Origin of the sequence: Pseudonocardia thermophila, from assembly GCF_900142365.1 — a bacterium.
GTDB classification, from domain to species: Bacteria; Actinomycetota; Actinomycetes; order Mycobacteriales; family Pseudonocardiaceae; genus Pseudonocardia; species Pseudonocardia thermophila.
In genome coordinates, this window is record NZ_FRAP01000016.1 from 137,200 (window position 1) to 163,958 (window position 26,759).

The following is a 26,759-nucleotide window of genomic DNA, read 5'->3' on the forward strand; positions in this document are numbered from 1 at the left end:
ACCGCGGTACAGGGTTCATCCTCGGTGCATGCGGACGAGCGAGGTGGCCGCGCAGGCGCGGGTGAACCCGCAGACGCTGCGGTACTACGAGCGCCGGGGGTTGCTGCCGGAGCCGGAGCGGTCGGCGTCGGGCTACCGGGCATACGGCCCGCAGGCGGTGCGGCTCGTGCGGTTCATCAAGCGGGCGCAGGACCTCGGGTTCACCCTCGACGACGTGAAGTCGCTGCTGCATCTGGCCGATGGCGGCCCGGAGAGCTGCGACGCCGCGCGCGAGCTGGCGACCGCGAAGATCGCGGACCTGGATGCCCGGATCGCGGACCTGCTGGCGATGCGGTCCGGGTTGGCCCGGCTGGTGCAGACCTGCGAGCAGCCGCGGGACCGGCGGGAGTGCCCGATCTTCGTCGAGATCGGCAGCGCAGAGGAGGAACGCCCGTGAGCACCGCCGAGGGACCACTGCGGATCGAGTCGCTGTGCGATGCCGGGCAGGGCGGGGTCGCCGCCCGGCAGGCGGGCTTGCCCACGACGATCCGGCAGGTGCACCGCGCAGTGCTGCGGGCGTTCCTGGCGACCGGGCAGGCACCGCACCGCGACGACCTCGGGCTACCCGAGGGCATCGACCCGGCGGAGGCGTTTCGCCGGCTCGACGAGGTGGACCTGGTGCACCTCGACGACGGCCGTGTCGCCGTGGCCTACCCGTTCTCCGGGGTTCCGACCGGACACGTGGTGCGCCTCGCCGGCGCGGCGCCGGTGCACGCGATGTGCGCGATCGACGCGCTGGGCATCCCGCTGATGACCGGCCGGGACGGCGCCATTGAGTCGGCGGATCCGAATGACGGGCGCCCGATCCGAGTCGAACGCCGCGGCGCGACCTGGAGCTGGTCGCCGGAGACGACGGTGGTCCTGCTGGCGCAGACCCGCGGGTGCGGCCCGGCCGCCGACTGCCTGTGCCCGACAATCACCTTCCACCCGAAGCAGGAGCGCGCCGAGGAGTACTTGCGGTCCTGCCCGGAGCTGACCGGGCTCGTGCTCGACCAGGCACAGGCCGTCGAGATCGCCTACTGCTCGTTCGGACCACTGCTGGCCGGCGCGCCCGGGCTGGACGCCGCGTCGTCGGGGACGGAGGTCCTCACGTGATCGTGGAAATGCTGCACACCGAGGGTTGCCCGCACGCCGAGGAGTACCTGCCGCGGCTGCGACGGCTCGCCGCCGAGGCCGGCGTTTCCGACCCGGTCCGGGTGCGCACAGTCGCCGACGGAGAGGAGGCACAGCGCGAGCAGTTCCTCGGCTCGCCGACGGTCCGTGTCGACGGCCGCGACGTGGACCCCGGCGCGGACGCCCGGCGGGACTACGGCCTGAGCTGCCGGCTCTACCGCGGCCCGAGCGGGATCAGCGGGATGCCACCCGACGAGTGGGTGCTGGCGCTGCTCCGGGCAGACCGCACCGACGACTGACCAGACCGCCGCCGTGGTCGTTGTCGGCCTCGTCGGGTGGCGGCAGCTTGACCGCGAGCGGTTCGAGGCGCGGGCCGGCCGGCACCTGCGGGCGTGGTGGCAGCGCTGGACGGTGTACGCGCCGCGGATGCCCGGGTGGCTGCGCTCGTGCGCGCTCACCGTCCCGGACCGTGATCCGGGGATCACGGTGCAGGTCAACCCGTTCCGCCGCAGCGCGATCCGCCCGAAGGCGCGCCCGCGGCCGAACGACCTGCCCCGGGTCGTCGCGGTCCGCTCCGGCGGATCGTGGGACGAGGTGCACGTCAAGCTCATCCCCGGCCTGACCCCGGAGGACTTCGACGCCTCGGCCCGCCGGCTCGCGGTCTCGCGCGGGGTGGCCCGCTGCCAGATCCGCGAGCTCACCCCGAACCGGGTGTCGGTCGACTTCATGCGCCGCGACCTGCTCACCGACGTGGTGCCCTGCGCCGACCTCACCGCGCTCGCCGCAGTGCCCGGCGAACAGATCAACCTGCGGAAGGTGTGGGCCGGGCGCACCGAGTACGGCACCGACTGGCACGTCTCCCTGGACGGCGGGCACACCCTGACCGCCGGCTCCACGGGCGCCGGGAAGAACACGATCACCTGGTCACCGCTCGTGTCGATCGCCCCGGCGATCCGCGACGGCCTGGTCCGGGTCTCCGGGATCGACCCGAAGGGCATGGAGCTGGCCTACGGCCGCCGAGTGTTCCACCGCTACGCCGTCACCTCCCGCGACGCGCTCGCGCTGCTCGACGACCTCGTGGAGTCGATGGAGGCCCGCAAGGTCGAGTTCGCCGGCCGGGTCCGCACCGTGCCCGTGTCGCGCGAGCATCCGCGGGAGCTGCTGGAGTTCGACGAGATCGGCGCGCTGTTCCGCTACGTCGGCGACCGCAAGACCCGCGAACAGATCGTCGAACGCGTCGCGCTGCTGACCACCCAGGGCCGGGCGCTCGGGTTCACCGTGCGCGGCTACGTGCAGGAACCGACCAAGGACACCGTCCCGGTCCGGGAGCTGTTCCCGCGCCGGATGTGTCTGCGGGTGCCACACAAGAACCACGTCGCGATGGCGCTCGGCGACCACGCCTACGACCGCGGCGCCTGGGCCGACCGGATCGGCGAATCCACCCCGGGCGTGGGCTACCTGTTCGGCGAGGGCATCCGCGAAGCCCTGCGGGTGCGCGCCGGCTGGGTCCCGGACGAGACGATCAAGGCGCTGGAAGCCTTCGTCACCGGCACCGCCGATCAGCCCGCCGTGGCCGGTCAGCTCCTCGCGTTGCCCGCGCCCGCGGCGTCGCCTGCCGGAGGTGTCGCATGAGCAGCGACCGCATCTCCTGGGGCGGCCCGACCGACAGCCCCGACTACCCGCCCCTGCTCGCCGCCCTGCTCGTCGTGTGCGTGCTCGGGCTGGCCGGAGCGCTTTGGCCCGCCCTGGATCGCGCCGCCTCGCTCGTCGGGGCCGGCACCCTCGCTCTGACCGTGATCGTGGCCCTCGGCCGGCTGCTCGCCCGCTGGGTGCGGGAGCGCCGCGAGGACCGCGCCGACCTCGCCGCCGGCGCCCGTTGGCGCGCCACCCACACCGCTACTGCTCGTCCCGTCTCGACCGCTGGGAGTGCCCGATGACCACGACTCACGACGTCGCGACCGACCCGGCCGGCTCGACCGGCCTGGCGCCGGACGCCGAGTGGATCGATCAGGACCAGCTCACCCGCGCGCAGAAGGCGCTCCTCGCGCTGTCCGGCGAGGTCGCCCAGGAGCTGGCCGAACAGCACGGCGTGTGCGTGCGCCCGCTCGCCATGCGCCGGATCGACCAGTCGAGCGGACGCGTGGACGTGGTGGCGGTGCCGTGCGGGTCGACCTGGGAGGACCAGTGCCGCCCCTGCTCGGACAAGGCCCGCCGGCTGCGCATGGTCCAGTGCCGGGAGGGCTGGCACCTCGAGGACGAACCGATCGGCACCCCCGCCGCTCCGTCCGAGCGGCACAAGCAGCTCATGGCCGCCCGCGCCGATCTCCACGTGGCCTACGCGGCTGCCCGCCGCGACGGCGACGACGACGAGTGCGAGGCGATCCGGGAGACCGTCGCCGAGATCGACGCCGAGCTGCGCGGGCTCGGCGTCCGGGGCCGGCTCGCCCCGCTCGACCCCGAACCCTCCGTGGTGCGGCGCTCGACCCGGCGGCGGCAGGACGCGCCGAACCTGCCGCGGCGGCCGGTGGAGAACCGCACCCTCGGGCGCGTGTTCGGCGGCAAGTATCGGCCGTCGACGTTCCTCACCCTCACCCTGCCGTCTTACGGGCGGGTGGACGGCGACGGCGCCGCCCTCGACCCGGAGACCTACGACTACCGGCGGGCGGCGCGGGACGCGATCCACTTCCCGAAGATCGTCGACCGGTTCTGGCAGAACACCCGGCGCTGCGTGGGCTGGGACGTGCAGTACTTCGCCACCCTCGAACCGCAGCGCCGCGGCGCCCCGCACCTGCACGCCGCGATCCGCGGCAGCATCTCCCGCGCCGAGCTGCGCATGATCGCCGCCGCCACCTACCACCAGGTCTGGTGGCCCGCCCACGACGAGATCGTCTACTCCGGGGATCGGGTGCCGCGGTGGTGCGACCGGGCCAAGGCGTTCGTCGACCCCGACACCCGCGAACCACTTTCCACGTTCGACGAGGCCCGCGCCGACCTCACGGTGCCGGCGCACACCGTGCGGTTCGGCGCCCAGGTGCACGTCAAGGGCATCCTCGGCGGCACCGAGGAAGCCGGCCGGCACATCGGCTACCTCACGAAGTACCTCAGCAAGTCCGTCTCCACCGCCGCCGGCCTCGGCGACCAGGCGACCGAGCGGCAGCGCGAGCACGCCCGCCGGCTCGTCGCCGAGCTGCGCGTCACCCCGTGCTCGCCGCGCTGCGGGGTGTGGCTGCTCTACGGCATCGAGCCCAAGGGCGCCCGCCCCTCGACCACGCCGGGGCAGTGCAAGGCCAAGGCGCACAAGCCCGAACACCTCGGCATCGCCGGCCGCCGCGTCCTCGTCTCGCGCAAGTGGTCGAACAAGAGCCTCGACGACCACCGCGCCGAACGCGCCGCGTTCGTTCGGCAACTCCTCGAACGCGCCGGGGTCCGGCCCGGCTACGCCGTCGACGACGGGCCGTTCGAGTGGGAACGCACCCGCCCCGGCGACACGGACGTGCCCACCCGGCCCGTGCTGCTGCTGCACGCGATCAGCGAGCGCCAACGGTGGAAGGCCGACTACACCGCCGCCCAGCTCGCCACCGCCGGCCTCGACGACAACTGTTCGGCAACTCGCGATCATGAGCCAGGGGAGGCGGCGTGAGCAGGGCCGAGCGGTTGACGGTCGCGGAAGTGTGCGCGGAGCTGGGCGTCTCCCGGTCGACGTTCTACGAGTGGCGCGCCAAGGGCCGGGCGCCCCGGTGCATCAAGCTCCCGAACGGCGACCTCCGCATCCGGCGGTCGGAGCTGGATCGCTGGCTCGACGCGCACGAGGAAGCGGCGTGATGGACACGAGCTACGACGTCAAGGTGTGGAAGATCGACGTCTACCAGGGCGCGCGCACGACGTCCTACCGGGTGCGGTGGTCGGTTGCCGGCCGGCGGTGGCGCGAGTCGTTCCGGACGATGGCGCTGGCTGACGCGTTCCGCTCCGATCTTGTGCAGGCCGCTCGGCGCGGTGAGGCGTTCGAGATCGAGACCGGACGGCCGATGTCGATGGCGCGGGCGGAGCGAGAGGTCAACTGGTTGGTGTTCGCACGGGAGTACGTCGCGATGAAGTGGCCGCACCTCGCCCCGAACTCGCGCCGCAACACTGCTCGTGCGCTCACGAACGCGACGCTTGCACTGGTGACCGGTGACCGGGCCCGTCCGCCGGAGAAGGTGCTACGGGGAGCACTCGCGAGATGGGCGTTCAACGCTGGAGCGAGCCGGAGTGGCGCGCCACCGCCCGAGCTGGGCCACGCGCTGTCGTGGTTGGAACGGAACACGCGCCCGGTGTCGGATCTCGACAAGCCGGCCGTCGCGCGGGACGTCCTCGACGCCTTCGCGCTGACGGGCGACGGCGCCACAGCGGCACCGGGCACGGTGCAGCGTCAGCGCGGGGTCCTGGTCAACGCCGCCGAGTACGCGGTGGAGCGTCGACTGCTGTCCCGAAACCCGATCACCCATCTGGCGTGGAAGGCGCCACGCACGGTGCAGACGGTGGACCGTCGCGTCGTCGTCAACCCTGCGCAGGCGCGCGCGCTCCTGGCGGCCGTTGCCGCCGAGATGCCGAGCGGTGAGCGTCTGGTGGCGTTCTTCGGCGCGATGTACTACGCGGCACTCCGGCCGGCCGAGGCGGCCACCCTCCGCAAGTCCAACCTGGCGGTTCCCGCTGAGGGTTGGGGCGAGCTCGTGCTGGAGGCGTCCACCCCGGCGGCGGGCGCGTCGTGGACGGATAGCGGGCGCCGGCGGGAGGAGCGCCAGCTGAAGCACCGGGCGCGCGGGGAGACGCGCGTCGTGCCTTCCCCGCCCGAGCTGACCGCGCTCCTGCACGCGCACATCGAGAAGTTTGGGACAGGACCGGACGGGCTGCTGTTCGTCGGCGTGCGCGGCGGCGGGCTGGCGGAGAGCACCTACTGCCGGGTGTGGCGGAAGGCGCGTGACGCGGCGCTCGGCCCGGCTGATCTCGCCTCGCCTCTGGCGCGTCGGCCGTACGACCTCCGCCACGCCGCGGTGTCGACGTGGCTCAACGCCGGCGTCCCCCCGACCCAGGTTGCCGCGTGGGCCGGGCACAGCGTGGCCGTGCTGCTCCAGATCTACGCGAAGTGCATCGTCGGCCAGGAGGACGCGGCCCGCCGGAGGATCGACATTGCGCTCCGGGGGGACTGAACTTTGGCACGTATTTGGCACAGACAGCCGGTGATCACGGCTGACAGCCGGACACCACCGGACAGCGCAAGATCACTCCGCTGGCACATCCTCGCAGGTCAACACACGATCCTGCTGCTTCTGGCACGGTGCCCCCGGTGGGACTCGAACCCACACTGCGACCCTTTTAAGGGGCCTGCCTCTGCCGGTTGGGCTACAGGGGCGACTGGTGCATCACCCTACGGCCCGACCGGCGTCGCGCAGCAGGCCCGGTACGTCCGTTTCCCCGCAGCTACCGGGGCCGCGCGGCGACGGGCTCCGACTCCTTCTCCCCCGCCGGTGGCGGGGTGGCGGACACGACCCGGGAGAACTCGGCCTTCGGCTCGTTGATCTGGCCCAGCGACACGACCTCGCGACCCAGCACCAGAGCGCCGGTCCAGTCGAAGACGATCCGGATGCGGCGGTTCCAGGTGGGCATGCGGCTCACGTGGTAGGTGCGGTGCAGGAACCAGGCGATGATGCCGCGCATCTTGATGCCGTAGATCATCGCCACGCCCTTGTAGAGGCCCAGGCTGGCGACGGAGCCGGCGTTGGCGTGCTTGTACGGCTTGAGCTCCTTGCCGCGCAGGTGCCGCACGATGTTGTCGGCGAGCACCTTCGCCTGCCGGACGGCGTGCTGCGCCGACGGCGCGGTGCGCGCGTCCGGGTCGTCCTTGGACAGGTCGGGCACCGACGCGCAGTCGCCGGCGGAGAACACGTCGGGCATGCCCGCGACCTGCAGGTCGGCCCCGCAGACGACGCGGCCGCGCTCATCGAGGGGCAGGTCGGTGTTGGCCAGCATCGGGTTGGGCTTGACGCCCGCGGTCCACACGATCGTGTCGGCGTCGAACTCGGTGCCGTCGTCGAGGACGACGTGGCCGCCGACCATCGACGTCACCCGCGTGTCGAGGTAGACCTCGATGCCCGCCTCGATCAGCCGCTCGACCGTGTAGCGGCCGAGGTCGTGGCTCACCTCGGGCATGATCCGCCCGGCGGCCTCGACGAGCACCCAGCGCATGTCCTCGGGCGAGATGTTCTCGTAGTAGCGGGTCGCGTAGACCGCCATGTCCTGCAGCTCGGCGAGCGCCTCGACGCCCGCGTACCCGCCGCCGACGACGAGGAACGTCAGCAGCCGCCGGCGCAGATCCGGGTCGATCGTGGTGGCCGCGGCGTCGAGCCGGGACAGCACGTGGTTGCGCAGGAAGATCGCCTCACCGACGGTCTTGAACGCGATGCCGTGCTCCGCGAGCCCCGGCACGGGCAGGGTGCGGGCGACCGAGCCCGGGGCGACGACCAGCACGTCGTAACCGACGGTGGTGACGTTCCCGGACGACAGCTCCACCGTGACCTCGCGGTTGGCGTGGCTGATCGCCGTGACGCGCCCGGTGAGGTGATGGCACTTGCGCAGGACCCGCCGCAGCGGCACGACCACGTGCCGCGGTTCGATCGAACCGGCCGCCGCCTCGGGGAGGAACGGCTGGTAGGTCATGTGCGGCTGCGGATCGATGACGGTGATCTCGGCTTCGCCGCGACGGAGCTTGTTCTGGAGGCGCAGCGCCGTGTACATACCGACGTAGCCGCCGCCTACCACGACGATCCGCGCATTGCGAGCCATACGCGCCATGTTCCCACCGGCCTTGAGCGCTACACCTGCTGAAAAGGCGTGAGACCGGCTACGTCCGCCGCCCGGGTGAGCACCTCCTCCAGCATCGCCGGCGTCAGCTTCCCGGTGAACGTGTTCTGCTGGCTGACGTGGTAGCAGCCGAACAGGTGCAGCGCACCACGCTGACCAGGCAGTTCGACGTGCACGCCGTGGCCGAACACCGGCCGCGGCCGGGGCAGCGCCCACCCGGCGTCGGCGAGCACCGGCAGCAGCGCCTGCCACCCGAACGCCCCCAGCACGACGATCGCGCGGGGTGACATCAGTCGCAGCTCGGCCCGCAGCCACCGGCTGCACGTGTCCCGCTCCACAGTGGTCGGTTTGTTCGCGGGCGGCGCGCAGTGCACCGGCGCGGTGATCCGCACCCCGCGCAGCTGCAGCTCGTCGCCGGCGTGCACGGACGTCGGTTGGTTGGCCAGCCCGACGGCGTGCAGCGCCGCGTACAGCACGTCGCCGGAGCGATCGCCGGTGAACATCCGCCCGGTGCGGTTCGCGCCGTGCGCGGCCGGCGCCAGTCCGACGATCACCAGCGGCGCGTCCGGCGGACCGAACCCGGGCACCGGCCGGCCCCAGTACGTCTGGTCGCGGAAGGCGGCGCGCTTCTCCCGCGCCACCTGCTCCCGCCACGCCACCAGCCGCGGGCACGCGCGGCACTCGACGAGCTGCGCATCGAGCTCGGCGATGTCCGCGAACTCCGCCATGGAGCTACTCGACGAGCGAGCGCGCGATCCCGTCGAGGATGTCGTGCTCGCTCACCACCAGCTCGGTGATGCCGGCGCGCGCGTGCAGCTCCGCCCCCAGCAGATCGACGATCAGCGCCCCGCCGCCGATGACGTCGATGCGGCCCGGGTCGATCGCGGTGTACTCGCGGCGCTGCTCGCGGGTGCGGCCCAGCAGGTCCTCGGCGACCTCGTGCAACCGCTCGACGGGGATCCGGGACAGGTGCACCGCCTCCGGGTCGTACTGCGCCAGGCGCTGCGCGACCGCGGACAGCGTGGTGATCGTCCCGGCCACCCCCACCCACGTACGCACGCCGTCGACCGGCACCGCGGCGAACGCCTCGGCGAGGATCCCGGCGGCCACCTCCCGGGCCTGTGCGACCTCCGCGGCCGTGGGCGGGTCCCCGTGCAGGCAGCGCTCGGTGATCCGCACGCTGCCGATGTCGACCGACCGCGCGGCCGTCACCGTCGCCTTGCCGTCGCTCACCGTCCCGACGACCAGCTCGGTCGAACCGCCGCCGGTGTCGACGACGACGAACGGGCCGGCGGCGGGATCGAGATCGCCGACTGCGCCGACGAAGGACAGCTCCGCCTCCTCGTCACCCGAGATCACCTCGGCGTCGGCACCGAGCGTGGCGCGGACCATGCCGAAGAACGCCTCCCGGTTCGAGACGTCCCGGGCGGCGCTGGTCGCCACCATCCGCACCTTGTCGACGCCGGTGCGGCGCAGGACCGCGGTGTAGTCGGCGAGGGCGGCGCGGGTGCGCTCGATGGCCTCCGGCGCGAACTTACCGGTCGCGTCGACGCCCTGGCCCAGCCGCACGACGCGCTGCTCGCGGTGCACGTCGCGCAGCTCGGGGCGCCCGTCGGAGCCCTCAGCCACGTCGGCGACCAGCACCCGGATCGAGTTCGTCCCGCAGTCGATCGCGGCAACCCGTGACATGCGTGTCCTTCCTAGCGCCCGCTGGTGAGCTCGCTGCACGGGTGGGTGTGCCACCACTCGCCGACCTCGGCCAGCGCCTCGTCCCCGAACGGGTTCACACCCGGCCCGACGGCCAGCGAGTGCGCGGCGAGGGCGTGCAGGCACTTGACCCGTCCGGGCATGCCGCCCGCGGTGACGGTGGTACCGAGCGGCTCGATGGCGTCGCGCTCGGCCAGGTACGCCTCGTGCGCGCGCTGGTACGCCGCGGCCAGCTCGGGATCCGAACGCAGCCGCTCGGTCATCTCCCGCATGCGGCCCTGCGCCTCCAGCGTGCCGAGCCGGGACGCCAGCCGCGGGCAGGTGAGGTAGTAGAGCGTCGGGAACGGCGTGCCGTCCTCGAGCCGAGGAGAGGTGCGCACGACCGTCGGCTGCCCGCACGGGCAGCGGTGGGCGACGTCGATCATCGCCCGCGGTCTGCGGCCCAGCTGGGCCTCAACGGCCGCGACGTCGGCTTCGTCGACGGTCACGGAGCACCTGCCGTGATCTCCCGCCACAGCACCGCGAACCAGGCGCTGCGGTCCTCGCCGTTGCCCGCGGGTTCCTCCGGCGGTGTCGGCAGCTGCACGACGTAGGGCACCTCCCCGGGCCGCACGTACCCGAGCCGGGTACGGGCTAGCGCCTCGATCTCGGCGGGATCGGCGAGCCGGTCCCGCTCCTCGGTGAGCCGCGCGACCTCGGCGGCGAGGTCCTGCTGGCGCTGGCTCACTGCGGCCAGCTCCTGCCGCAGCGTGACGTAGTTGCGCAGCGGCACTGCCACGGACAGCGCGAGCGCGCACACGACGATCGCGAGGATCGCGGCGCGCCGCGCGGACGAGATGCCGAGGAACCCGGTGGTCGCGGCGACGACGCCACCGGGGCGGGTGCGGGTGAGCTGCGGCTCCCGGCCGGGCCGCCGGCGGGTGGCCGTGCCGACCGAGCCCGCCGGCGGCGGTTGCCGCCGGGGGGTCCGAGGCGCCCGCGCCCGCTCCTCGGCCATCGCTCAGCTCTCGGCGCTGAACCGGGGGAAGGCCAGATCGCCCGCGTAGCGCGCCGCGTCGCCGAGGGCCTCCTCGATGCGCAACAGCTGGTTGTACTTGGCGACGCGGTCGGACCGGGCCGGCGCGCCCGTCTTGATCTGCCCGCAGCCGGTGGCGACGGCGAGATCGGCGATCGTCGTGTCCTCGGTCTCGCCGCTGCGGTGGCTCATCATGCAGCGGTAGCCGGACAGGTGGGCCAGGTTGACCGCGTCCAGCGTCTCGGAGAGCGTGCCGATCTGGTTGACCTTCACCAGCAGCGCGTTGGCGGCGCCGCGGGAGATGCCCTCGTCGAGCCGCTCCGGGTTGGTGACGAACAGGTCGTCGCCGACGAGCTGGACCTTGTCACCGAGCCGCTGGGTGAGCCCGACCCAGCCGTCCCAGTCGTCCTCGGCCAGCGGGTCCTCGATCGACACGAGCGGGTAGTCGTTCACCAGGCCCGCGTAGACCTCGGACAGCTCCTCCGCGGTGAGCTTCTTGCCCTCGTAGGAGTAGGTGCCGCCGGAGTACAGCTCGGTCGCCGCCACGTCGAGGGCGAGCGCGACGTCGCGGCCCACGGCGTAGCCGGCCTTGCCGATCGCCTCGACGATCAGGTCGAGCGCAGCGCGCGTGCCGGGCAGGTCGGGCGCGAAGCCGCCCTCGTCGCCCAAGCCGGTGGACAGGCCCTTGCCCTTCACCACGGACTTGAGCGCGTGGTAGACCTCTGCGCCGCAGCGCAGAGCCTCCTTGAACGAGTCGGCCCCGATCGGCGCGATCATGAACTCCTGCACGTCGACGGAGGTGTCGGCGTGCGCGCCGCCGTTGATGATGTTCATCATCGGGACGGGGAGGACGTGCGCGTTGGGCCCACCGAGGTAGCGGAACAGCTCCAGCCCGCTCGAGTCGGCCGCGGCCTTCGCCACGGCGAGCGACACACCGAGCAGGGCGTTGGCGCCGAGGCGGCCCTTGTTCGGGGTGCCGTCGAGATCGACGAGGCGCTGGTCGACGATCCGCTGCTCGAACGCCTCCAGGCCGACCAGCTCGGGGCCGATCTCGTCGAGGACCGCCGCGACGGCCTTCTCGACCCCCTTGCCGCCGTAGCGGGCCGGGTCCCCGTCGCGCAGCTCGACGGCCTCGTGCTCACCCGTGGACGCCCCCGACGGCACGGCCGCGCGGGCCAGGGTGCCGTCGTCGAGCGCGACCTCGACCTCGACCGTCGGGTTACCCCGCGAATCGAGGATCTCGCGTGCGCCGACCTCTTCGATGACCGCCACCAGTGCTCCTGTCGAGTGATTCCGACCGTGACGGGGCCCAGCCTAACGACCGGGTTCCGGCACGCCGGGGAGCAACCCTCGCGGCGGAAGTCAACTCTCGCAGTTCATCGCCGCGCCACCTAACGTGAAAAGGACCATGACGAGCCAGCCAGAGGGCCTCTTCGAATCGTTCCGCCGCGCCGAGGCGCTGGTGGCGAACAGCCGACCGCTCGATGCGCTGGCCGCGCTCGGCCCGGTGCTGGAGAGCCGCCCCGACGACGCGTCGGTGCAACTGCTCGCCGGGCGGGCCTACCTGAACTCGGCCCAGCTGAGCCGGGCCCAGCAGGCGTTCGAGCGCGTGCTCGAGCTCGACCCCTCCGACCACTACGCCCGCTTCGGTCTCGGCAAGGCGCTGCACCGCCAGGGCCGCCTCCCGGAGGCGCACGCGCAGTTGAAGCTGGCGGCGGCGATGGCGCCGCGCCCGGAGTACCAGGAGGCGCTGGGCGAGGTCCGCGCGCGCCTCGCGCTGCGCGCAGAGGAACCGGACTAACCCGGACCAACTGGACAAAACCGCTGGTCAACGCGGTGGCCCCCCTTTCGTGCGGGCCGAAGCAGAGTTAGCCTTACCCCGCTTTTGCTGAGGCTGTCCTAACGATGGCTATGACCTGCGGGGAGCGCTGTGCTGGCCAATCTGCTGATCGGGCTCCGCGAGGGACTCGAAGCCGCCCTGGTGGTGAGCATCCTGGTGGCGTTCCTGGTGCGCACCGACCGGCGCGACGCCCTGCCGAAGGTGTGGCTCGGCGTGGGGATCGCCGTGGCAGTCAGCGTGGGTGTCACCGTTGTGCTGGGTCTCGCGCAGCAACAGCTGACGTTCACCGCGCAGGAGGCCCTCGGCGGCAGCTTGTCGATCATCGCCGTGGGCTTCGTCACGTGGATGATCTTCTGGATGCGCCGCGTCGGCCGGACGATCTCCGCTGAGCTGGAGAACCGGCTCGAGACCGCCGTCGCGATGGGCTCCACCGCCGTCGTGGTGATGGCCGCGCTCGCGGTCGGCCGCGAAGGCATGGAGACCGCGCTGTTCTTCTACACCGCCGCGCAGGCCGCCGGGCAGACGACGCAGCCGCTGATCGGGTTCCTTCTGGGGATCGCGATCGCCGTCGCGCTGGCCTACCTGATCTACCGCGGCGCACTGCGGATCAACCTGGGCAGGTTCTTCACCGTCACCGGCGTGCTGCTGATCTTCGTCGCGGCCGGGATCCTCGGCTACGGCGTCCACGACCTGCAGGAGGCCGGCATCCTGCCCGGCCTGAACACGCTGGCCTTCGACGTGAGTGCGGTGATCCCGCCCGACTCCTGGTACGGCACCCTGCTCAAGGGGATCCTCAACTTCTCCCCGCAGACCACGGTCCTCGAAGCGATCGTGTGGGTCGCCTACGTCGCGATCGTGCTCCCCCTGTTCCTGCGCTCGACCCGCAGCGCGTCCCCCGTCACCTCGACCTCCTGACATCCCCCGCCCTGACATCCCCCGCCCTGACATCCCCCGCCCTGACATCCCCCGAGGAGTAGTCGCATGTCCCGCAGGACCTCCGCCGTCACCGTCTGCGCCGGGATCGCCGCGGTCGCGCTCGCCGGGTGCACGAGCACCGCCGCACCGCAGGCCGGCACGGGCGAGGACGGCGCGATCACGGTGACCGCGTCCGACACCGCCTGCGAGGTCAGCCGCACCGAGGCGCCCGCCGGCACGATCACGTTCTCGGTCACCAACACCGGCAGCAAGGTCACCGAGTTCTACCTGTACGCGACCGGCGACCGGATCATGGGCGAGGTCGAGAACATCGGCCCGGGCATCACCCGCCAGCTCATCGTCGAGGTGCCCGACGGCGGCGACTACACCACCGCGTGCAAGCCCGGCATGGTCGGCAACGGCATCCGCGGAGCGTTCACGGTCACCGGCACCGCGCAGCGCTCCACCGACGCGGACGCGAAGCTCGCCGAGGCCGTCGCGGGCTACCAGCGCTACGTGACCTCGCAGGTCGAGACGCTCGTGGTGAAGACGCAGGAGTTCGTCGACGCGGTCAAGGCCGGCGACGTCGAGCAGGCCAAGGCGCTCTACCCGATCTCGCGCACCTACTGGGAGCGCGTCGAGCCGGTGGCGGAGTCGTTCGGCGACCTCGACCCGAAGGTCGACGGCCGCGACGACGGTGAACCCGGCGTGCCGTTCACCGGCTACCACCGCCTCGAGAAGGACCTGTGGGTGGACGGCTTGCAGCCCGACAGCAACGAGATGGCCGACAACCTGCTCGCCGACATCAAGGAGCTGCAGGCCCGCGTCGCCACGATCGAGCTGACCCCGGTGCAGCTGGCCAACGGCGCGAAGGAACTGCTCGACGAGGTCGCCACCGGCAAGATCACCGGCGAGGAGGACCGCTACTCGCACACCGATCTGTACGACTTCAAGGCGAACGTGGAGGGCTCGCAGGCCGCGGTCGCCGCGCTGCGCCCGGTGCTCGACGAGAAGGACCCGAGCCTCGGCCCGGTGCTCGACCAGCGGTTCGCCGCGGTGATGACCCTGTTGGAGGGCTACCGCGTCGGTGACGGGTTCAAGCTCTACACCGAGCTCACGGAGGACGACACGAAGAAGATGGCCGAGGCGATCGACGCCCTGGCGGAGCCGATCTCGCAGGTGGCGGGGGTCGTGACGGCATGAGCGGACTGTCGCGGCGGCGACTGCTGGGCGCGGCGGGCATGGGCGTCACCCTCGCCGGGGCCGGCGTCGCCGCCGCGGCGTACTCGGCGACTACGGCGACCGCGCCGGCCTCGTCGCCGGCGGACGTCGTCCCGTTCCGCGGCACCCACCAGGCCGGGATCGTCACGCCGGCGCAGGACCGGCTGCACTTCGTCGCGCTCGACGTCGTCGACGGGGACCGGGCCGCGCTGCAGCGGCTGTTCCAGAAGTGGACCACGGCCGCGGAACGCATGACCGTCGGCGCGGAGGTCACCCCGGGAGGCGCGCTCAACCGCAACCCCGACGCCCCGCCCGACGACAACGGCGAGGCGCTCGGGCTGCCCGCCTCCCAGCTCACGCTCACGTTCGGGGTGGGTCCGGGGCTGTTCGAGAAGGACGGTGTCGACCGGTTCGGGCTCGCCGCGAAGCGCCCGGCGGCGCTGCGCGACCTGCCCTCGTTCACCGGTGACGACCTCGACCCGGCGCTGTCCGGCGGCGATGTCTGCATCCAGGCGTGCGCCAACGACCCGCAGGTGGCGGTGCACGCGATCCGCCACCTCGTGCGGATGGGCATGGGCGTCACCGCGGTGCGCTGGTCGCAGCTGGGCTTCGGGCGCACGTCGTCGACATCGACGGCGCAGAGCACGCCGCGCAACCTGTTCGGGTTCAAGGACGGCACCAACAACATCAAGGCCGAGGAACCGGACGAGCTCGCCCGGCACGTGTGGGTGTCCGGGGGCGACCAGCCGTGGATGGAGGGCGGCACCTACCTCGTCGCCCGGCGGATCCGCATGCACATCGAGGTGTGGGACCGCACCTCACTGCGAGAGCAGGAGGCCGTGATCGGGCGCGACAAGGGCGAGGGCGCGCCGCTGTCGGGCGGCACGGAGTTCGATCCCGCCGACTACTCCGCGGTCGGCGAGGACGGCAAGCCGCTCATCCCGCTGGACTCGCACATCCGGCTCGCGTCCGCGGAGTCGCTCGGCGGGGTGAAGATCCTGCGCCGCGGCTACAACTTCGTCGACGGCACGGACGGGCACGGCCACCTGAACGCCGGGCTGTTCTTCATCGCGTTCATGCGCGACCCGTTCGCCCAGTTCGTGCCGATGCAGAGCGCACTGGCCAACAACGACGCGCTGATGGACTACATCGAGCACACCGGCTCGGCCGTGTTCGCGGTGCCGCCGGGAGTCGGCGAGGACGGCTACTGGGGCGAGGGCCTGTTCGCGTAGCGGTGGGCCGCGGCCCACACCAGGCGCGCGTACTCGCCGGACGCGTTGTAGCTCAACACCCCGTCCCACCAACCCGGGCCGGTCGAGACGTCCCGCCGCTGCGCGCACAGGTACCGGGCGGCGGCCCGGGCGGCGGCGTCGATCTGCTGCGGATCGCCCTCTCCGTAGCGGGCCCAGGTGGCCGGCAGGAACTGCATCGGGCCCACGGCGCGATCGAGCGTGGGATCGCCGTCGAGGCGGCCCCCGTCGGTGTCCGGGACGCGGCGGGTGCCATTGGTGCCGTCCAGCGGGATCCCGACGATCCCCGGGCGGGCCACGCCGTCGGCGTCGATCTCGGAGCCGCCGAAGCGGCCGTGGTTCGACTCGACGCGGCCGATCCCGGCGAGCGTGACCCACGACAGACGGCAGCGCGGGGTGGCCGCCCGCTGGGTGATCTCGGCGGCGGCGTAGGCGCGCAGCACGCGGGCCGGGATTCCGGTGCCCGGCGCCTGCGCCGCCGCCCAGGCGTCCAGGTCCAGGCCCGCGGGCAGCGGCTCGGGCTGCGGCAGGGGCGTGCCGTGGGCGACGTCCGCGGGCACGAGCCGGTCGCTGCGCGGTGCCGGACGCTGCGCGGACAGCACCGCGACCAGGACCAGCACGGCCACCAGGACCAGCGCCAGCACACCGGACACGATCGCGACGGGTCGCACGCGGGCCAGGCTAGGAACGCGTGGCTGAGAGACTCTCACCGTGGCCAAGCTGTACTTCCGCTACGGCGCGATGAACTCCGGGAAGTCGACGGCGCTGATCCAGGTGGCGCACAACTACGAGGAGCGGGGCCAGCGCGTCTTCGTGGTGAAGCCGGCCGTCGACACCAAGAGCCCGACGGTGCTCTCCCGGATCAACGTCGAGCGCGAGGTCGACCTCGTCGTCGATGAGCACACCGCGCTGCGCGACGCCGTGCTGGCCACTCCCGGTCCGCGGATCGACTGCGTGCTCGTCGACGAGGCGCAGTTCCTCACCCCGGCGCAGGTCGAGGACCTGTTCCGACTCGCCGTGCAGCACCACGTGCCGGTGATCGCGTACGGGCTGCGCAGCGACTTCCGCACCCGCGGCTTCCCCGGCTCGATCCGGCTCATGGAGCTCGCGCACTCGATCGAGGAGCTGAAGACGATCTGCCGCTGCGGCCGCAAGGCCACGCTCAACGCACGCACCGTCGACGGCGAGTTCACCCGCAGCGGTGACCAGGTGGCGATCGACGGGGACGTGGGCTACGAGTCCATGTGCGGCACCTGCTACCTGCAGAAGGTGGGCGACCTGTAGGTCACCCGATCACGAACTCCAGCTCCGGTGACCGCGTCAGGGTGCGGGTGACGTAGCAGACCCGCTCGGCGACCTCGGCGAGCCGGGCCAGCTCCTCCGGGTCCGGCGTGGTCGCGCGCACCTCGATGCGGAACGCGTCGAAGCTGGGCCCGTCGTAGTGCCCGGTGACGTCGACCTCCAACCCGTCGAGCGGGACACCGCGCTTGCGCGCGGTGTAGGCGAGCGCGATCGTGAAGCAGGACGCGATCGACGCGAGCAGCAGCTCCGTGGGTTGCGGACCGGTGTCGCTACCCCCGACCGAAGCCGGTTCGTCGGCCACGACGGTGAACCCGCCGGCGTCCACCTCGGCCCGCAGGCCGCCCGTCCAGCGCGCCGAGACGCTCCGTCGGCTGACGGTCACCTGGCCCCTCCGCTCCGTGCAACACCGGTGCAACCGGACTCGTCCACAGTGCTCCCTTCGGAGTGCTCTGCATCACCACGCCATGGGGCGAGGCTCGGAGGCGATTCGATGACCGCGATGATGTCCCAACCGTCCCTCCACCTGATCACCTGTCGGGACGCGTGCGCGTTCGGCCCGGCCCGCGACCACCACGATCGGCTGCTGCGCGTCGACACCGATCCCGAGGTGCTCCTCGAGCTGTTCGACATCGCCGTCACCTGGCACGAGCTGGACTGGTCCGCCGGCGCAGTCGTGCCACCCGCCGAATGGCCGACCTTCGCGGCCCGCCACCGCTGGGTGGACGAGGACCGCGCCGTGCGCGCCTTCGCGCTGGCTGCCGACATCGTCGAGCGGGGTCGACGCCGCCCCGTCCGGCACCGGCGGACGCTGCTCGACGCATGAGGCACGTTTCCGATAGTAGATTGACTTTCGCTATGCGAACTAGCATGGACCGGGTGCCGCCCGACTTCCTCGACATCCCGCCCCGGCCGGGCAAGCCCCGCCCGGCCGGCATCACGCACGTGCTCGACCCCGGGATCGGACCCGCGGTGCTGGCCGACGTGCTGGCCGCAGCCGCCGACCTGATCGACATCTGGAAGATCGGCTGGGGCACCGCGTACGTCGACCGGACCCTGCTGGCCAAAGCGGCCGCGCTCGCCGAGGCCGGGGTCGACCTGTGCCTCGGCGGCACGCTGCTGGAGATCGCGTGGGCCCGCGGCCGCGCCGAGGAGTGCCTCGTGTGGGCGGCCGACACCGGGTTCACCCACGTCGAGGTCTCCCGCGGCACCGTCGCCATGTCGCTCGCCGAGAAGGGCAGGCTCATCACGCGGGCGGCCCGCAGCTTCGCCGTGCTCGCCGAGGTCGGCTCGAAGACGCCCGGCGAACCGCACCCGGCCCGGCACTGGCCGGCCGAGTGCCGCGCCGACCTCGATGCGGGCGCCGACCTCGTCGTCACCGAGGGGCGGCAGAGCGGCACCGTCGGCACCTACGACGAGCACGGCCGGGTGCGGGCCGACGTCGTGGAGGCCGTCGTCGCCGCCGTCGGGCACACGCGGGTGATCTTCGAAGCGCCGCGGGCGGCGCAGCAGGCGTGGTTCGTGCGCCAGTTCGGCCCCGGGGTGAACCTGGGCAACATCGCGCCCGGCGAGGTCCTCGGTCTGGAGACGCTACGGCTGGGCCTGCGGTCCGACACGGCCGATCTCGCCCTGCCCGCGCAGGTGGGCACGGAACCGGCGTGTTGATCGGCGGACCCAACGGGGTTCCCGAGCGGTATCGCGGGGTGTCGGTGACGACGGTCCCGCGGGATGTGCTCCGCGATCCCGCCGCGCTGCGGGAGCACCTGCTCGGCCGCGACGCCTACCGGCGCACGCGGTTCGTCGTCGCGCGCGCGGCGCCCGGGAAGGGCCCGGTGGCGCTGCTGCAGGTGCACAGGGCCGATCCGGCGCCGCTGTTCTCCCCGGTCATCGACGTCGAGCTGATCGCGGGCGCGGACGAGTGCGCCTACGTCGTCGCTCCCGAGGCCGACACCGCGATCCCGTCCGCGCTCGCCGCCGTCGCGCGCGAGCACGCGCCCGGTGCCCGCGCCGTCGTCGTCGAGGGGCGGTACGCGCACGTGAGCTTCATCGTCGATCCGCGGCCGGTGCGGATCGTCGTGCGGGACGTGGTGCCGCCGGAACCGGCGAAGCTGGCCGACCAGGCCCGCCGAGTCGTCGAGGTGCTGGACGATCTCGCACCCGTCGAGCTGGTGCCCCAGCCGGTGCACCTCGCCGAGCTGGCCGGCCGGCGCCCTGCGGAGCACTACCTGCTGCCCTGCCGCGGCTCCGGCGGCGAGGTCCCGGGCGCGCAGGTGTCCTACCTCGACGAACACCCCGAGCGCGCCGATTGGACGCTGCTCGGCTGCGCCCGCTCCCGGCAGATCCACCGACACTTCTACGGCGACGAGCCGCCGACCGTCGACTTCTGCCCCAAGGCGCTCCGCGGGCCCGGCCCGGTGCTGACGAAGTGCTGCCTGCAGGAGGCCCACGTCGAGACCGGGCCCGGCTGGGCGGCTGTGCCGTGGGGCTCGTCGCTGCGGCACGTCGAGGAGGCGCTGCGCGCCCTCGTCGAGCAGGAGACCCCGGCGTGGCGACCCGCCTGAGCAGCTCCCGCGTCTACCGGCACCTGTGGGGCACACCGGAGACCGACGCGCTGTTCGACGAGCCCGCGATGCTGCAGCGCTGGCTCGACATCCTCGTGGCGCTCGCCAGGGCCCAGGAGGAGCTGGGGATCGTGCCCGCCGGGTCGGCCGCGACGATCGCGGCGCACGCCCGCGTGGAGGCGCTCGACCTCGACGTGATCGCTGCGGAGACCCGGCGCACCGCCCACTCCACGCTCGGGCTGATCCGCGGGCTGCAGGCGGTGCTGCCCGAGGAAGTGCGCGAGCACGTCTACGTCGGGGCGACGGTGCAGGACCTCAGCGACACCTGGTTCGGCACGGTGATGCGGGACGTGGGCGCGCTGGTGTGGCGCGACCTGCGGGCGATCGAGGCACGACTGCTGGAGCTGGCCCGCGAGCACCGCGGCACGGTGATGGCGGGGCGTACGCACGGCCAGCCGGGGGCGCCGATCACGTTCGGGTTCAAGGTGGCGTCGTGGGCCGACGAGGTCCGCCGGCACCTCGAGCGCCTCGACGGGGCGCGCACGCGGTGGCCGGTCGGGCAGCTCGCCGGCGCCGTCGGCAACCTGGCGTTCTTCAAAGACCTGGGCGCAGCGCTGCGGGCCCGGTTCTGCGCCGAGGTGGTGCTGGCCGACCCCGGGATGTCGTGGCTGACTGCGCGCGACCGGATCGCGGAGTTCGGGTCGGTCCTCTCGATGATCACCGGCACGCTGGCGCGGATCGGCGTGGAGGTCTACGAGCTGGCCCGGCCGGAGATCGGCGAGCTGGCCGAGCCCGCCCCGCCCGGCAGTGTCTCCAGCATCACGATGCCGCACAAGCGCAACCCCGAGGCCGGTGAGCACCTGGACACCCTCGCCCGGCTGACGCGGGCGGCCGCCGCGGTGCTGGTGGAGGGCATGGTCGGCGGGCACGAGCGAGACGGTCGATCGTGGAAGGCCGAGTGGATCGCGCTGCCCGAAGCGTGCCAGCTGGCCGCGACCGCACTGCGGATGACCCGCACGCTGCTCGACGGGCTGGAGGTGCACGCCGACGCGATGGCGGCGAACGTGGCGCGGTTCGGCGGGCTCGCGTCGGAGCAGGTGCTCGCGGGACTGTCCGCGAAGCTGGGCAAGCACCGGGCGCAGCAGGTGCTGCACGAGATCGCCCGGGTCGGTGGGGGCGATCCGGCGGCCGGGGTCGTCGAGCACGGGTACGCGACGGCCGGGGAGGTGGCCGGCTGGTGCGCGGCGCCCGCGGTCAGCAGCGCGATGGCGATGGTCGACGGGGTGCTGGAGCGGGCCGCGGCGGCGCGGGCGCTGGAGCGGGAGTCGTGGCCGTGAACGGTGCGGGCCAGTGTGGGGACGGCGGTGCTCCGATGCGTTTCCCGCTGGCCGTGCTCCCCACTCCCCTCGTGCGCGCCGACCGCCTGACCGCCGCGCTGGCTACGGGACCGCTGCTCGTCAAGCGCGACGACCTGACGGGGTTCGGGGCGGCCGGCAACAAGGCCCGCGCACTCGAGCACCTGATCGGACAGGCCCGGCGGGTCGGGGCCGAGGCGCTGGTGGCGTGCGGCGGGCCGGGGTCGAACTTCGTCGCGGCCGTGGCGATGGCCGCGAAGGTGGCCGGGCTGGACTGCGAGATCGTGCTGTGGGGCGACCCGGCGGGAGCCCCGAACGTCGCGCTGGCCCGGGCTGCGGGGGCGCGGATCGTGTGCACGGGGTCGACCGATCGCGCCGAGCCGGAGATCCGTGCGACCCGGCGGGCTGCGGAGCTGACGGCCGCGGGCACGCGCGCGGTGGCCGTGCCGCGGGGCGGATCGACGCCAGTGGGCGCGCTGGGGTTCGCCGCGGCCGCGACCGAGCTGGCCGCGCAGCTCGCAGGCGTGCGGCCGGCCGCGATCGTGCTGCCCGTCGGCTCGGGCGGCAGCTGCGCGGGGCTCCTGGCCGGGCTCGCCGGCACCGACCTCGACGTGCCGGTCGTGGGGGTGTCGGTGAGCAGGCCGCCGGGCGCCGCCCGCGCCGCCGTGCTGGAGATCGCCGCCGAGTGCGCCGTCCTGCGCGGTGGTCCCCCGCCGCGCCCGGACCAGCTGGAGCTGGTCGATGCAGTGGGCGCGGGCTTCGGGATCACCTCGGCCCGGGAGGACGAGCTGGCGCGGCTCGCCCTGCACACCGAGGGGCTGCTGCTCGACGCCACCTACGGCGCGAAGACGTTCGCCGTCGCCGTCGAGCTGCTTCAGCACGGCCCCGCCGGGCCGGTGCTGTGGTGGCACACGGGCGGGGTGGTGCCGGCGGTGGCGCACCTGACGAAGGAGGCAGTGCCGTGAGCGAGACCGTCCGCGAGCGCCGGGCCGAGGGGTTCCCGCAGACCGGGCCCGCGCAGGAGCTGATCGACAGCGGGTTCGCGCTGGAGATCGCCGACGCCGGGTTCCTGCACCACGGGCTCAACCTCGCCGATCTCGCGCACGTGCTCGACCTGCACCGGCGCGGCATCGTCTCCGCGGAGGTGGCGGCCGAGCTGCTGCGGCTGCTGCTCCAGGTGGTGGAGATCCCGGCCGAGGAGTTCCCCTACGACGCCGCGTACGGCGAGCCGTACAACTCGCGGGAGCGGTACTTCGTCTCCCGCATCGGCGACACCGCGGGCTGGCTGCACGCCGGGCGGCCGCGGCGGGAGGCCGCGCGGGTGGCGCTGCGGCTGCACCTGCGCGGGCAGATCGTCGAGCTGGTGCGCGAGGCGGTCGCGGCGGCGCTGGACCTCGTCGACCGGGCCGAGGAGCACGCCGAGACGCTGCTGCCCGACCAGACCTACCTGCAGCAAGCGCAGCCGTCGACGTTCGGGCACTACCTGCTCTCCTTCGCCTACCCGACGCTGCGCGACGCCGCCCGGCTGCTGCACGAGCTCGACGGCATCGACGCCAGCCCGGGCGGTGCGGGGTGCGTCAACGGGACCCGGCTGCTCGACGACCGCGGGCCGATCGCCGACGTGCTCGGGTTCACCGGGGTCATCCCGCACACGCGCGATGCGATGTGGCAGGTCGACGGGCTGATCCACGTGCTCGCCGGCACCGCGAGCCTGCTGTCGAACTTCTCCAAGCTGGCCGAGGACCTGGAGATCTTCTCCTCCAGCGAGTTCGACTTCGTCGACCTGGCCGACGCCTACAGCCGCTCGTCGATCCTCATGCCGCAGAAGCGCAACCCGTACGCGCTGGCGATCGTGCGCGGGGCGTCGGGGGTGGTGGCGGGGCGGCTGACCGGGTTCCTCGCGGTGACGAAGAGCCCGTCGGCGCGCAGCGACAACCTGATCTTCGCCTACGGCGAGGTGCCGCGCGCCCTCGATCTCGCGCTGCGGATCTCCCGGCTGATGGGTGGGGTGCTGCGGACGCTGCGGGTCAATCCGCGGCGCATGCGCGAGGAGCTCGACCGCGGCTACACCCAGGCGACCGATCTCGCCGAGCACCTCGTCGAGCTGGTCGGCGTCGACTACCGGACGGCGTACGTCGTCGTCGGCAACGTGGTGCGGGAGGCCGCCCGCGCCGGGATCCCGGGGTCGGCGATCACCGGCGCGATGATCGACGCGGCCGCTGAGGCGCACACCGGCCGCACCTGGGGCCTGGCCGACCACGATCTCGCGCCGCTGCTCGATCCGCGCGCCATCGTCGCGACGCGCACCGCGGAGGGCGGGGCCGCGCCGTCGGCGATCGCGGCGATGGTGGCGCAGCTGCGGGAGCGGCTCACCGAGCTCGACGCACGCGCCCGGGAACGCGCCGAGCGGCACCGCGCCGCGGAGGAGGCCCTGCTGGTCACAGCGCGGGCCGCAGCCGCCGGCTGAGCGCGAGTTCCCCGGACGAGGAGCGCGAGTTCCCCCGACGAGGAGCGCGAGTTCCCCCGACGGGCACCGCGAGTTCGCCGCTCCGGGACGGGCGAGTTGCCCCGAGAAGACCGCCGAGTTGTCCCAGCGGCACGGCGAGTCGCGCATTCCGCGTCGGCGAACTGCGGATTTCAGGACGGCAATCGGGGAGGTCCGGACGCTGAACTGGGAAACCAGGACGCACGCAAGGATCGCAGGTCCGCAACGGGCGAACGCACCATCCGGTCTGGCGAACTCGCCGGTCCCCACCGGGCAACTCGCCCTACCTCTGCGGCGAACTCGCCGGTCTCCACCGAGCAACTCGCCCTACCTCTGCGGCGAACTCGCCGGTCTCCACCGAGCAACTCGCCCTACCTCTGCGGCGAACTCGCTGGTCTCCACCGGGCAACTCGCCCTACCTCTGCGGCGAACTCGCTGGTCCCCACCGGGCAACTCGCCGTGCCCGAGCGGCGAACTCGCTGGTCTTCACCGGGCAACTCGCCCTACCTCTGCGGCGAACTCGCTGGTCTCCACCGGGCAACTCGCCGTGCCGGAGCGGCGAACTCGCCGGTCCCCACCGGGCAACTCGCCGTGCCCGAGCGGCGAACTCGCCGGTCCCCACCGGGCAACTCGCCAGGCCCGAGCGGCGAACTCGCCGGAGGTCCCGTTCAGTTCGCCGGCACGTCGACCGCGACGACGTCGGCCGGCTCGTCACCGGTGTTGCGCAGCTCGTGCTCGACGTCGGTGGCGAAGTGCAGGGACTGGTCGGCGCCGAGGGTGTACGAGCGGGCCCCGAGGGTCACCTCGATCTCCCCCGCCAGCACGACGACCAGCAGCTCCCCGGGGCGGCGCAGGCCGGGCCTGCGCTCGCCGGGGGCCAGCCGGGCCGCGGTGCCGAGGGCGCGGAAGCGCTCGGCCGATCCCGTCAGCACGACGGGGCCGTCGGCGATCGCCTCGCCGAACCGGGTGTGGACGGCGAGCGGCTCGGTGTCGCCCTCCTCGACGAAGTACCGGATCGGGGTGCCGAGCGCGCGGGCGATCTTCAGCAGCGTCGTGATGGTGGGGACCATGTCGCCGCGCTCGACCTTGTGCACCGAGGCCGTGGACACGTCGGCGGCGCGGGCGAGCTGCTGGAGGGTGAGGCCGGCGGACAGGCGCAGCGCGCGCACCTTCGGCCCGATCGAGCTGACCACGGCCTCCCACCCGGCGGGCTCGTCGGCGGAATGCGCCTCGTGCGCCGGCTCACCCATCGGGGCCTCCCGTCGTTGACACACGTCCCGGTTCTAGTATCGTAGAAATCTATTCGCGATAGTGAATCGCTTCCTTGCCCTCGCCAGGGTAGGGCTCCCGGACGAAAGGGTCCGCACGGTGTCAGCTGCACCACGAAGGACGGTGATCATCGGTGGTGGCGCGGCCGGGCTGGGCGCCGCGGGCGGCGTGAAGGCCGCCGATCCCGACGCGGAGGTCGTGGTCTACACCGAGTACGAGGACGTCGCCTACAGCCCGTGCGGCATCCCGTACGTGCACGGCCGCGAGATCCCGGACTTCGAGCGGCTGTTCCTGGCCGGCAAACAGGCCTACGTCGACGCCGGCATCGACATCCACTACGAGACGAAGGTGACCGCGATCGACACCGCGGCGCACACCGTCACCGTCGAGGGCGAAGGGACCGTCCGCTACGACAGCCTGGTCATCGGCACCGGCTGGAACTACGCCGACCCCGGCGTGCCCGGCGGCGATCTCCAGGGCCTCTACTACGTCAAGAACATCCGCCGGGCCATGGAGTGGGACAAGGTCATCGACGAGGCTGAGTCCGCCGTCGTCGTGGAGGCCGGGCCGCTCGGCGTCGAGATGGTGACGGCGCTGGCCCACCGCGACGTCGAGACGCACCTGATCGACCCCAACCCGTACCCGCTGGCGATGATGGCCGACCCGGACATCATGGCGCCGGTCACCGAGTCGTGGCGCGAGATGGGCGTCCACCTGCACTTCAACACCACGCTGGAGGCCTTCCGCGGCGACAGCGCGGGCACGGTGCGCGCGGTGCAGACGTCCGAGGGCGAGATCCCCGCCGACCTCGTGGTGATCTCCACCCACAAGACCCCGCGCAACGAGCTCGCCGAGGCCGCCGGCATCAAGATCGGTACGACGGGCGGGATCATCGTCGACGAGCGCATGAAGACATCGGCCCCCGACGTGTGGGCCGCGGGCGACGCCGTGGAGATCCCGCACGGCATGACTCGCACACCGCTGCAGGGCCTCACCGGCTCGCACGCCTATGCACAGGGCAAGACCGCGGGCACGAACGCGGGCGGCGGCCAGCGCGTCTACCGCGCGGTGTTCGTGCCGTGGGGCACTCCGGCCGGCAAGTGGGTCATCGGTGGCGCGTCCTTCGGCGAGACCACCGCGACCGCGCTCGGCATCCCGTACGTCCTCGGGGTCGCCGAGGGCATCTCCCGCGCCCGCTACTACCCCGGTGTCCAGAAGATCAAGGTGAAGCTGCTGGCCGAGCCGGAGTCGCTGCGGCTGATCGGGGCGCAGATGGTCGGCGGCGGTGAGGGCATCAAGGAACGGGCCGACTTCCTCGCCCAGGCTGTGCGGTTCGGGCTGACCTTCCACGACCTGGCGACGATGGAGAACGTCTACTCCCCCGCGATCGGGGCGCTGAACGAACCGATCGTGGTCGCGGCCACCAACGGTCTCGCGGAAGCCGCGAAGAAGGCGTGACGGCGATGGGCTTCTCGTCGTGGCTGCGCCGCAACGCCGAGCACTACCTCCTGGTGGCGGCCCACGAAAAGATCGCCCACCAGCAGGGCACCACGCCCCCGCGGCCACCGCGCGGGCTCAAGGAGATCTTCTGGCTGCGGATCTTCGCCCCTGTCTACGGCGCGCTGCCCTGGTCGCTGCGCAGCCGCATCATGCGCGCGATGCCGGGCAGCCACCGCCGCACGTGGGCGCCTGCGCCGCGCCCCCGAGGGCCCGCGGTCTGACCGCCGGACAACCCACCACCGAGGAGAAGGAGAACCACCGTGGCTCAGATCGTGGGCGAACGGGTCAACGAGGGCGACGCCATCGTCGACTACGAGGAGAAGATCTTCGACGACATCCAGGCCGAAGAGGGG

The 26,759-nt window shown here is 72.8% G+C and carries 29 protein-coding genes, 1 tRNA gene and 1 pseudogene; 21 read left to right on the forward strand and 10 right to left on the reverse strand.

All coding sequences use genetic code 11. The features are described 5' to 3' along the window. Positions 1-28 precede the first annotated feature (28 nt). The 8 genes and pseudogenes from BUE41_RS20580 to BUE41_RS20615 all read left to right on the forward strand — a co-directional run bounded on the left by BUE41_RS20580 (position 29) and on the right by BUE41_RS20615 (position 6,338). Positions 29-436, forward strand: coding sequence for a MerR family transcriptional regulator (locus BUE41_RS20580; RefSeq protein ID WP_073458782.1), 408 nt, complete (start codon positions 29-31; stop codon positions 434-436). Then, the gene (locus tag BUE41_RS20585) at positions 433-1,134 is read left to right on the forward strand and encodes an alkylmercury lyase family protein (RefSeq protein WP_073458783.1); all 702 of its coding nucleotides are present in this window, start codon (positions 433-435) and stop codon (positions 1,132-1,134) included. Before BUE41_RS20580 ends, BUE41_RS20585 begins: the two co-directional genes overlap by 4 nt. Next, complete coding sequence (locus BUE41_RS20590) at positions 1,131-1,451, forward strand: DF family (seleno)protein (protein WP_073458784.1); 321 nt, start codon at positions 1,131-1,133, stop codon at positions 1,449-1,451. The genes BUE41_RS20585 and BUE41_RS20590 overlap by 4 nt, the downstream gene beginning before the upstream one ends. Positions 1,452-1,455: 4 nt before the next feature. Next, positions 1,456-2,784, forward strand: a pseudogene (locus BUE41_RS20595) (FtsK/SpoIIIE domain-containing protein); the annotation flags it as partial. After that, the gene (locus BUE41_RS20600; protein ID WP_073458786.1) at positions 2,781-3,089 is read left to right on the forward strand and encodes a hypothetical protein; all 309 of its coding nucleotides are present in this window, start codon (positions 2,781-2,783) and stop codon (positions 3,087-3,089) included. The pseudogene BUE41_RS20595 and the gene BUE41_RS20600, both read left to right, overlap by 4 nt. Next, positions 3,086-4,792: a replication initiator gene (locus BUE41_RS20605; RefSeq protein ID WP_073458787.1), complete on the forward strand. Its 1,707-nt coding sequence runs from the start codon at positions 3,086-3,088 to the stop codon at positions 4,790-4,792. Before BUE41_RS20600 ends, BUE41_RS20605 begins: the two co-directional genes overlap by 4 nt. Continuing rightward, positions 4,789-4,974, forward strand: coding sequence for a helix-turn-helix transcriptional regulator (locus BUE41_RS20610; protein WP_073458788.1), 186 nt, complete (start codon positions 4,789-4,791; stop codon positions 4,972-4,974). Before BUE41_RS20605 ends, BUE41_RS20610 begins: the two co-directional genes overlap by 4 nt. Then, a complete protein-coding gene (locus BUE41_RS20615; RefSeq protein WP_143172268.1) occupies positions 4,974-6,338 on the forward strand; it encodes a tyrosine-type recombinase/integrase in 1,365 nt (454 codons plus the stop codon). The genes BUE41_RS20610 and BUE41_RS20615 overlap by 1 nt, the downstream gene beginning before the upstream one ends. A 129-nt stretch (positions 6,339-6,467) precedes the next feature. Here BUE41_RS20615 and BUE41_RS20620 read toward each other — a convergent pair. The 7 genes from BUE41_RS20620 to eno form a co-directional block, all read right to left on the reverse strand. Then, positions 6,468-6,541 (reverse strand) — tRNA-Leu (locus BUE41_RS20620). Between the two features lie 68 nt (positions 6,542-6,609). Continuing rightward, entirely contained in the window at positions 6,610-7,980 is a 1,371-nt protein-coding gene (locus BUE41_RS20625) for an NAD(P)/FAD-dependent oxidoreductase (RefSeq protein ID WP_073458790.1), read from the reverse strand. Between the two features lie 20 nt (positions 7,981-8,000). Further along, entirely contained in the window at positions 8,001-8,717 is a 717-nt protein-coding gene (locus BUE41_RS20630; RefSeq protein ID WP_073458791.1) for a uracil-DNA glycosylase, read from the reverse strand. A 4-nt stretch (positions 8,718-8,721) separates the two neighbouring features. Continuing rightward, positions 8,722-9,678 carry a Ppx/GppA phosphatase family protein gene (locus tag BUE41_RS20635; RefSeq protein WP_073458792.1) on the reverse strand — a complete coding sequence of 319 codons (957 nt, stop codon included), beginning with the start codon at positions 9,676-9,678 and terminating at the stop codon, positions 8,722-8,724. Between the two features lie 11 nt (positions 9,679-9,689). Next, positions 9,690-10,184 carry a DUF501 domain-containing protein gene (locus BUE41_RS20640; RefSeq protein ID WP_234997445.1) on the reverse strand — a complete coding sequence of 165 codons (495 nt, stop codon included), beginning with the start codon at positions 10,182-10,184 and terminating at the stop codon, positions 9,690-9,692. Next, a complete protein-coding gene (locus tag BUE41_RS20645; RefSeq protein WP_073458794.1) occupies positions 10,181-10,693 on the reverse strand; it encodes an FtsB family cell division protein in 513 nt (170 codons plus the stop codon). Before BUE41_RS20645 ends, BUE41_RS20640 begins: the two co-directional genes overlap by 4 nt. A 3-nt stretch (positions 10,694-10,696) precedes the next feature. Then, entirely contained in the window at positions 10,697-11,983 is a 1,287-nt protein-coding gene (eno, locus tag BUE41_RS20650; protein ID WP_073458795.1) for a phosphopyruvate hydratase, read from the reverse strand. Positions 11,984-12,119: 136 nt separating this feature from the next. Between eno and BUE41_RS20655 the strand changes: the two genes are divergently transcribed. From BUE41_RS20655 to efeB, 4 genes are all read left to right on the forward strand, one after another. Further along, complete coding sequence (locus tag BUE41_RS20655) at positions 12,120-12,512, forward strand: tetratricopeptide repeat protein (RefSeq protein WP_073458796.1); 393 nt, start codon at positions 12,120-12,122, stop codon at positions 12,510-12,512. Positions 12,513-12,641: 129 nt separating this feature from the next. After that, the gene (gene efeU / locus BUE41_RS20660; protein ID WP_073458797.1) at positions 12,642-13,466 is read left to right on the forward strand and encodes an iron uptake transporter permease EfeU; all 825 of its coding nucleotides are present in this window, start codon (positions 12,642-12,644) and stop codon (positions 13,464-13,466) included. Positions 13,467-13,532: 66 nt separating this feature from the next. After that, a complete protein-coding gene (gene efeO, locus BUE41_RS20665) occupies positions 13,533-14,669 on the forward strand; it encodes an iron uptake system protein EfeO (protein WP_073458798.1) in 1,137 nt (378 codons plus the stop codon). After that, positions 14,666-15,919 (forward strand): iron uptake transporter deferrochelatase/peroxidase subunit, encoded by a 1,254-nt coding sequence (gene efeB / locus BUE41_RS20670; RefSeq protein ID WP_073458799.1) that lies wholly within the window; start codon positions 14,666-14,668, stop codon positions 15,917-15,919. The genes efeO and efeB overlap by 4 nt, the downstream gene beginning before the upstream one ends. Here efeB and BUE41_RS20675 read toward each other — a convergent pair. Then, positions 15,892-16,608, reverse strand: coding sequence for a lysozyme family protein (locus tag BUE41_RS20675; protein WP_200804033.1), 717 nt, complete (start codon positions 16,606-16,608; stop codon positions 15,892-15,894). The two genes, efeB and BUE41_RS20675, sit on opposite strands and share 28 nt — an antisense overlap. A gap of 40 nt (positions 16,609-16,648) precedes the next feature. On the opposite strand from BUE41_RS20675, the gene BUE41_RS20680 reads away from it, so the two are divergent. Next, positions 16,649-17,221: a thymidine kinase gene (locus BUE41_RS20680; protein WP_073458800.1), complete on the forward strand. Its 573-nt coding sequence runs from the start codon at positions 16,649-16,651 to the stop codon at positions 17,219-17,221. Between the two features lies 1 nt (position 17,222). Here BUE41_RS20680 and BUE41_RS20685 read toward each other — a convergent pair whose 3' ends face one another. Then, positions 17,223-17,621, reverse strand: coding sequence for an OsmC family protein (locus tag BUE41_RS20685; protein ID WP_073458801.1), 399 nt, complete (start codon positions 17,619-17,621; stop codon positions 17,223-17,225). 108 nt (positions 17,622-17,729) lie between these two features. Here BUE41_RS20685 and BUE41_RS20690 point away from each other — a divergent pair, with 108 nt between their 5' ends. The 6 genes from BUE41_RS20690 to argH are packed head-to-tail and all read left to right on the forward strand — an operon-like array spanning position 17,730 to position 23,619. Beyond that, positions 17,730-18,062 carry a hypothetical protein gene (locus tag BUE41_RS20690; protein WP_073458802.1) on the forward strand — a complete coding sequence of 111 codons (333 nt, stop codon included), beginning with the start codon at positions 17,730-17,732 and terminating at the stop codon, positions 18,060-18,062. A 44-nt stretch (positions 18,063-18,106) separates the two neighbouring features. After that, a complete protein-coding gene (locus BUE41_RS20695) occupies positions 18,107-18,901 on the forward strand; it encodes a phosphosulfolactate synthase (RefSeq protein ID WP_073458803.1) in 795 nt (264 codons plus the stop codon). Continuing rightward, positions 18,895-19,797: an XcbA family protein gene (locus tag BUE41_RS20700; protein ID WP_073458804.1), complete on the forward strand. Its 903-nt coding sequence runs from the start codon at positions 18,895-18,897 to the stop codon at positions 19,795-19,797. Before BUE41_RS20695 ends, BUE41_RS20700 begins: the two co-directional genes overlap by 7 nt. After that, positions 19,782-21,134: a class-II fumarase/aspartase family protein gene (locus BUE41_RS20705; protein WP_073458805.1), complete on the forward strand. Its 1,353-nt coding sequence runs from the start codon at positions 19,782-19,784 to the stop codon at positions 21,132-21,134. The genes BUE41_RS20700 and BUE41_RS20705 overlap by 16 nt, the downstream gene beginning before the upstream one ends. A gap of 35 nt (positions 21,135-21,169) precedes the next feature. Beyond that, entirely contained in the window at positions 21,170-22,117 is a 948-nt protein-coding gene (locus BUE41_RS20710) for a 1-aminocyclopropane-1-carboxylate deaminase/D-cysteine desulfhydrase (protein WP_073458831.1), read from the forward strand. Beyond that, positions 22,114-23,619 carry an argininosuccinate lyase gene (gene argH / locus BUE41_RS20715; protein ID WP_073458806.1) on the forward strand — a complete coding sequence of 502 codons (1,506 nt, stop codon included), beginning with the start codon at positions 22,114-22,116 and terminating at the stop codon, positions 23,617-23,619. Before BUE41_RS20710 ends, argH begins: the two co-directional genes overlap by 4 nt. 686 nt (positions 23,620-24,305) lie before the next feature. Here argH and BUE41_RS20720 read toward each other — a convergent pair. After that, positions 24,306-24,887 (reverse strand): helix-turn-helix domain-containing protein, encoded by a 582-nt coding sequence (locus BUE41_RS20720; RefSeq protein ID WP_073458807.1) that lies wholly within the window; start codon positions 24,885-24,887, stop codon positions 24,306-24,308. A gap of 118 nt (positions 24,888-25,005) precedes the next feature. Between BUE41_RS20720 and BUE41_RS20725 the strand changes: the two genes are divergently transcribed. Both BUE41_RS20725 and BUE41_RS20730 read left to right on the forward strand, forming a co-directional pair. After that, positions 25,006-26,364 carry an FAD-dependent oxidoreductase gene (locus BUE41_RS20725; RefSeq protein WP_073458808.1) on the forward strand — a complete coding sequence of 453 codons (1,359 nt, stop codon included), beginning with the start codon at positions 25,006-25,008 and terminating at the stop codon, positions 26,362-26,364. Beyond that, positions 26,361-26,627 (forward strand): hypothetical protein, encoded by a 267-nt coding sequence (locus tag BUE41_RS20730; protein WP_073458809.1) that lies wholly within the window; start codon positions 26,361-26,363, stop codon positions 26,625-26,627. The genes BUE41_RS20725 and BUE41_RS20730 overlap by 4 nt, the downstream gene beginning before the upstream one ends. The last annotated feature ends 132 nt before the right edge of the window (positions 26,628-26,759 follow it).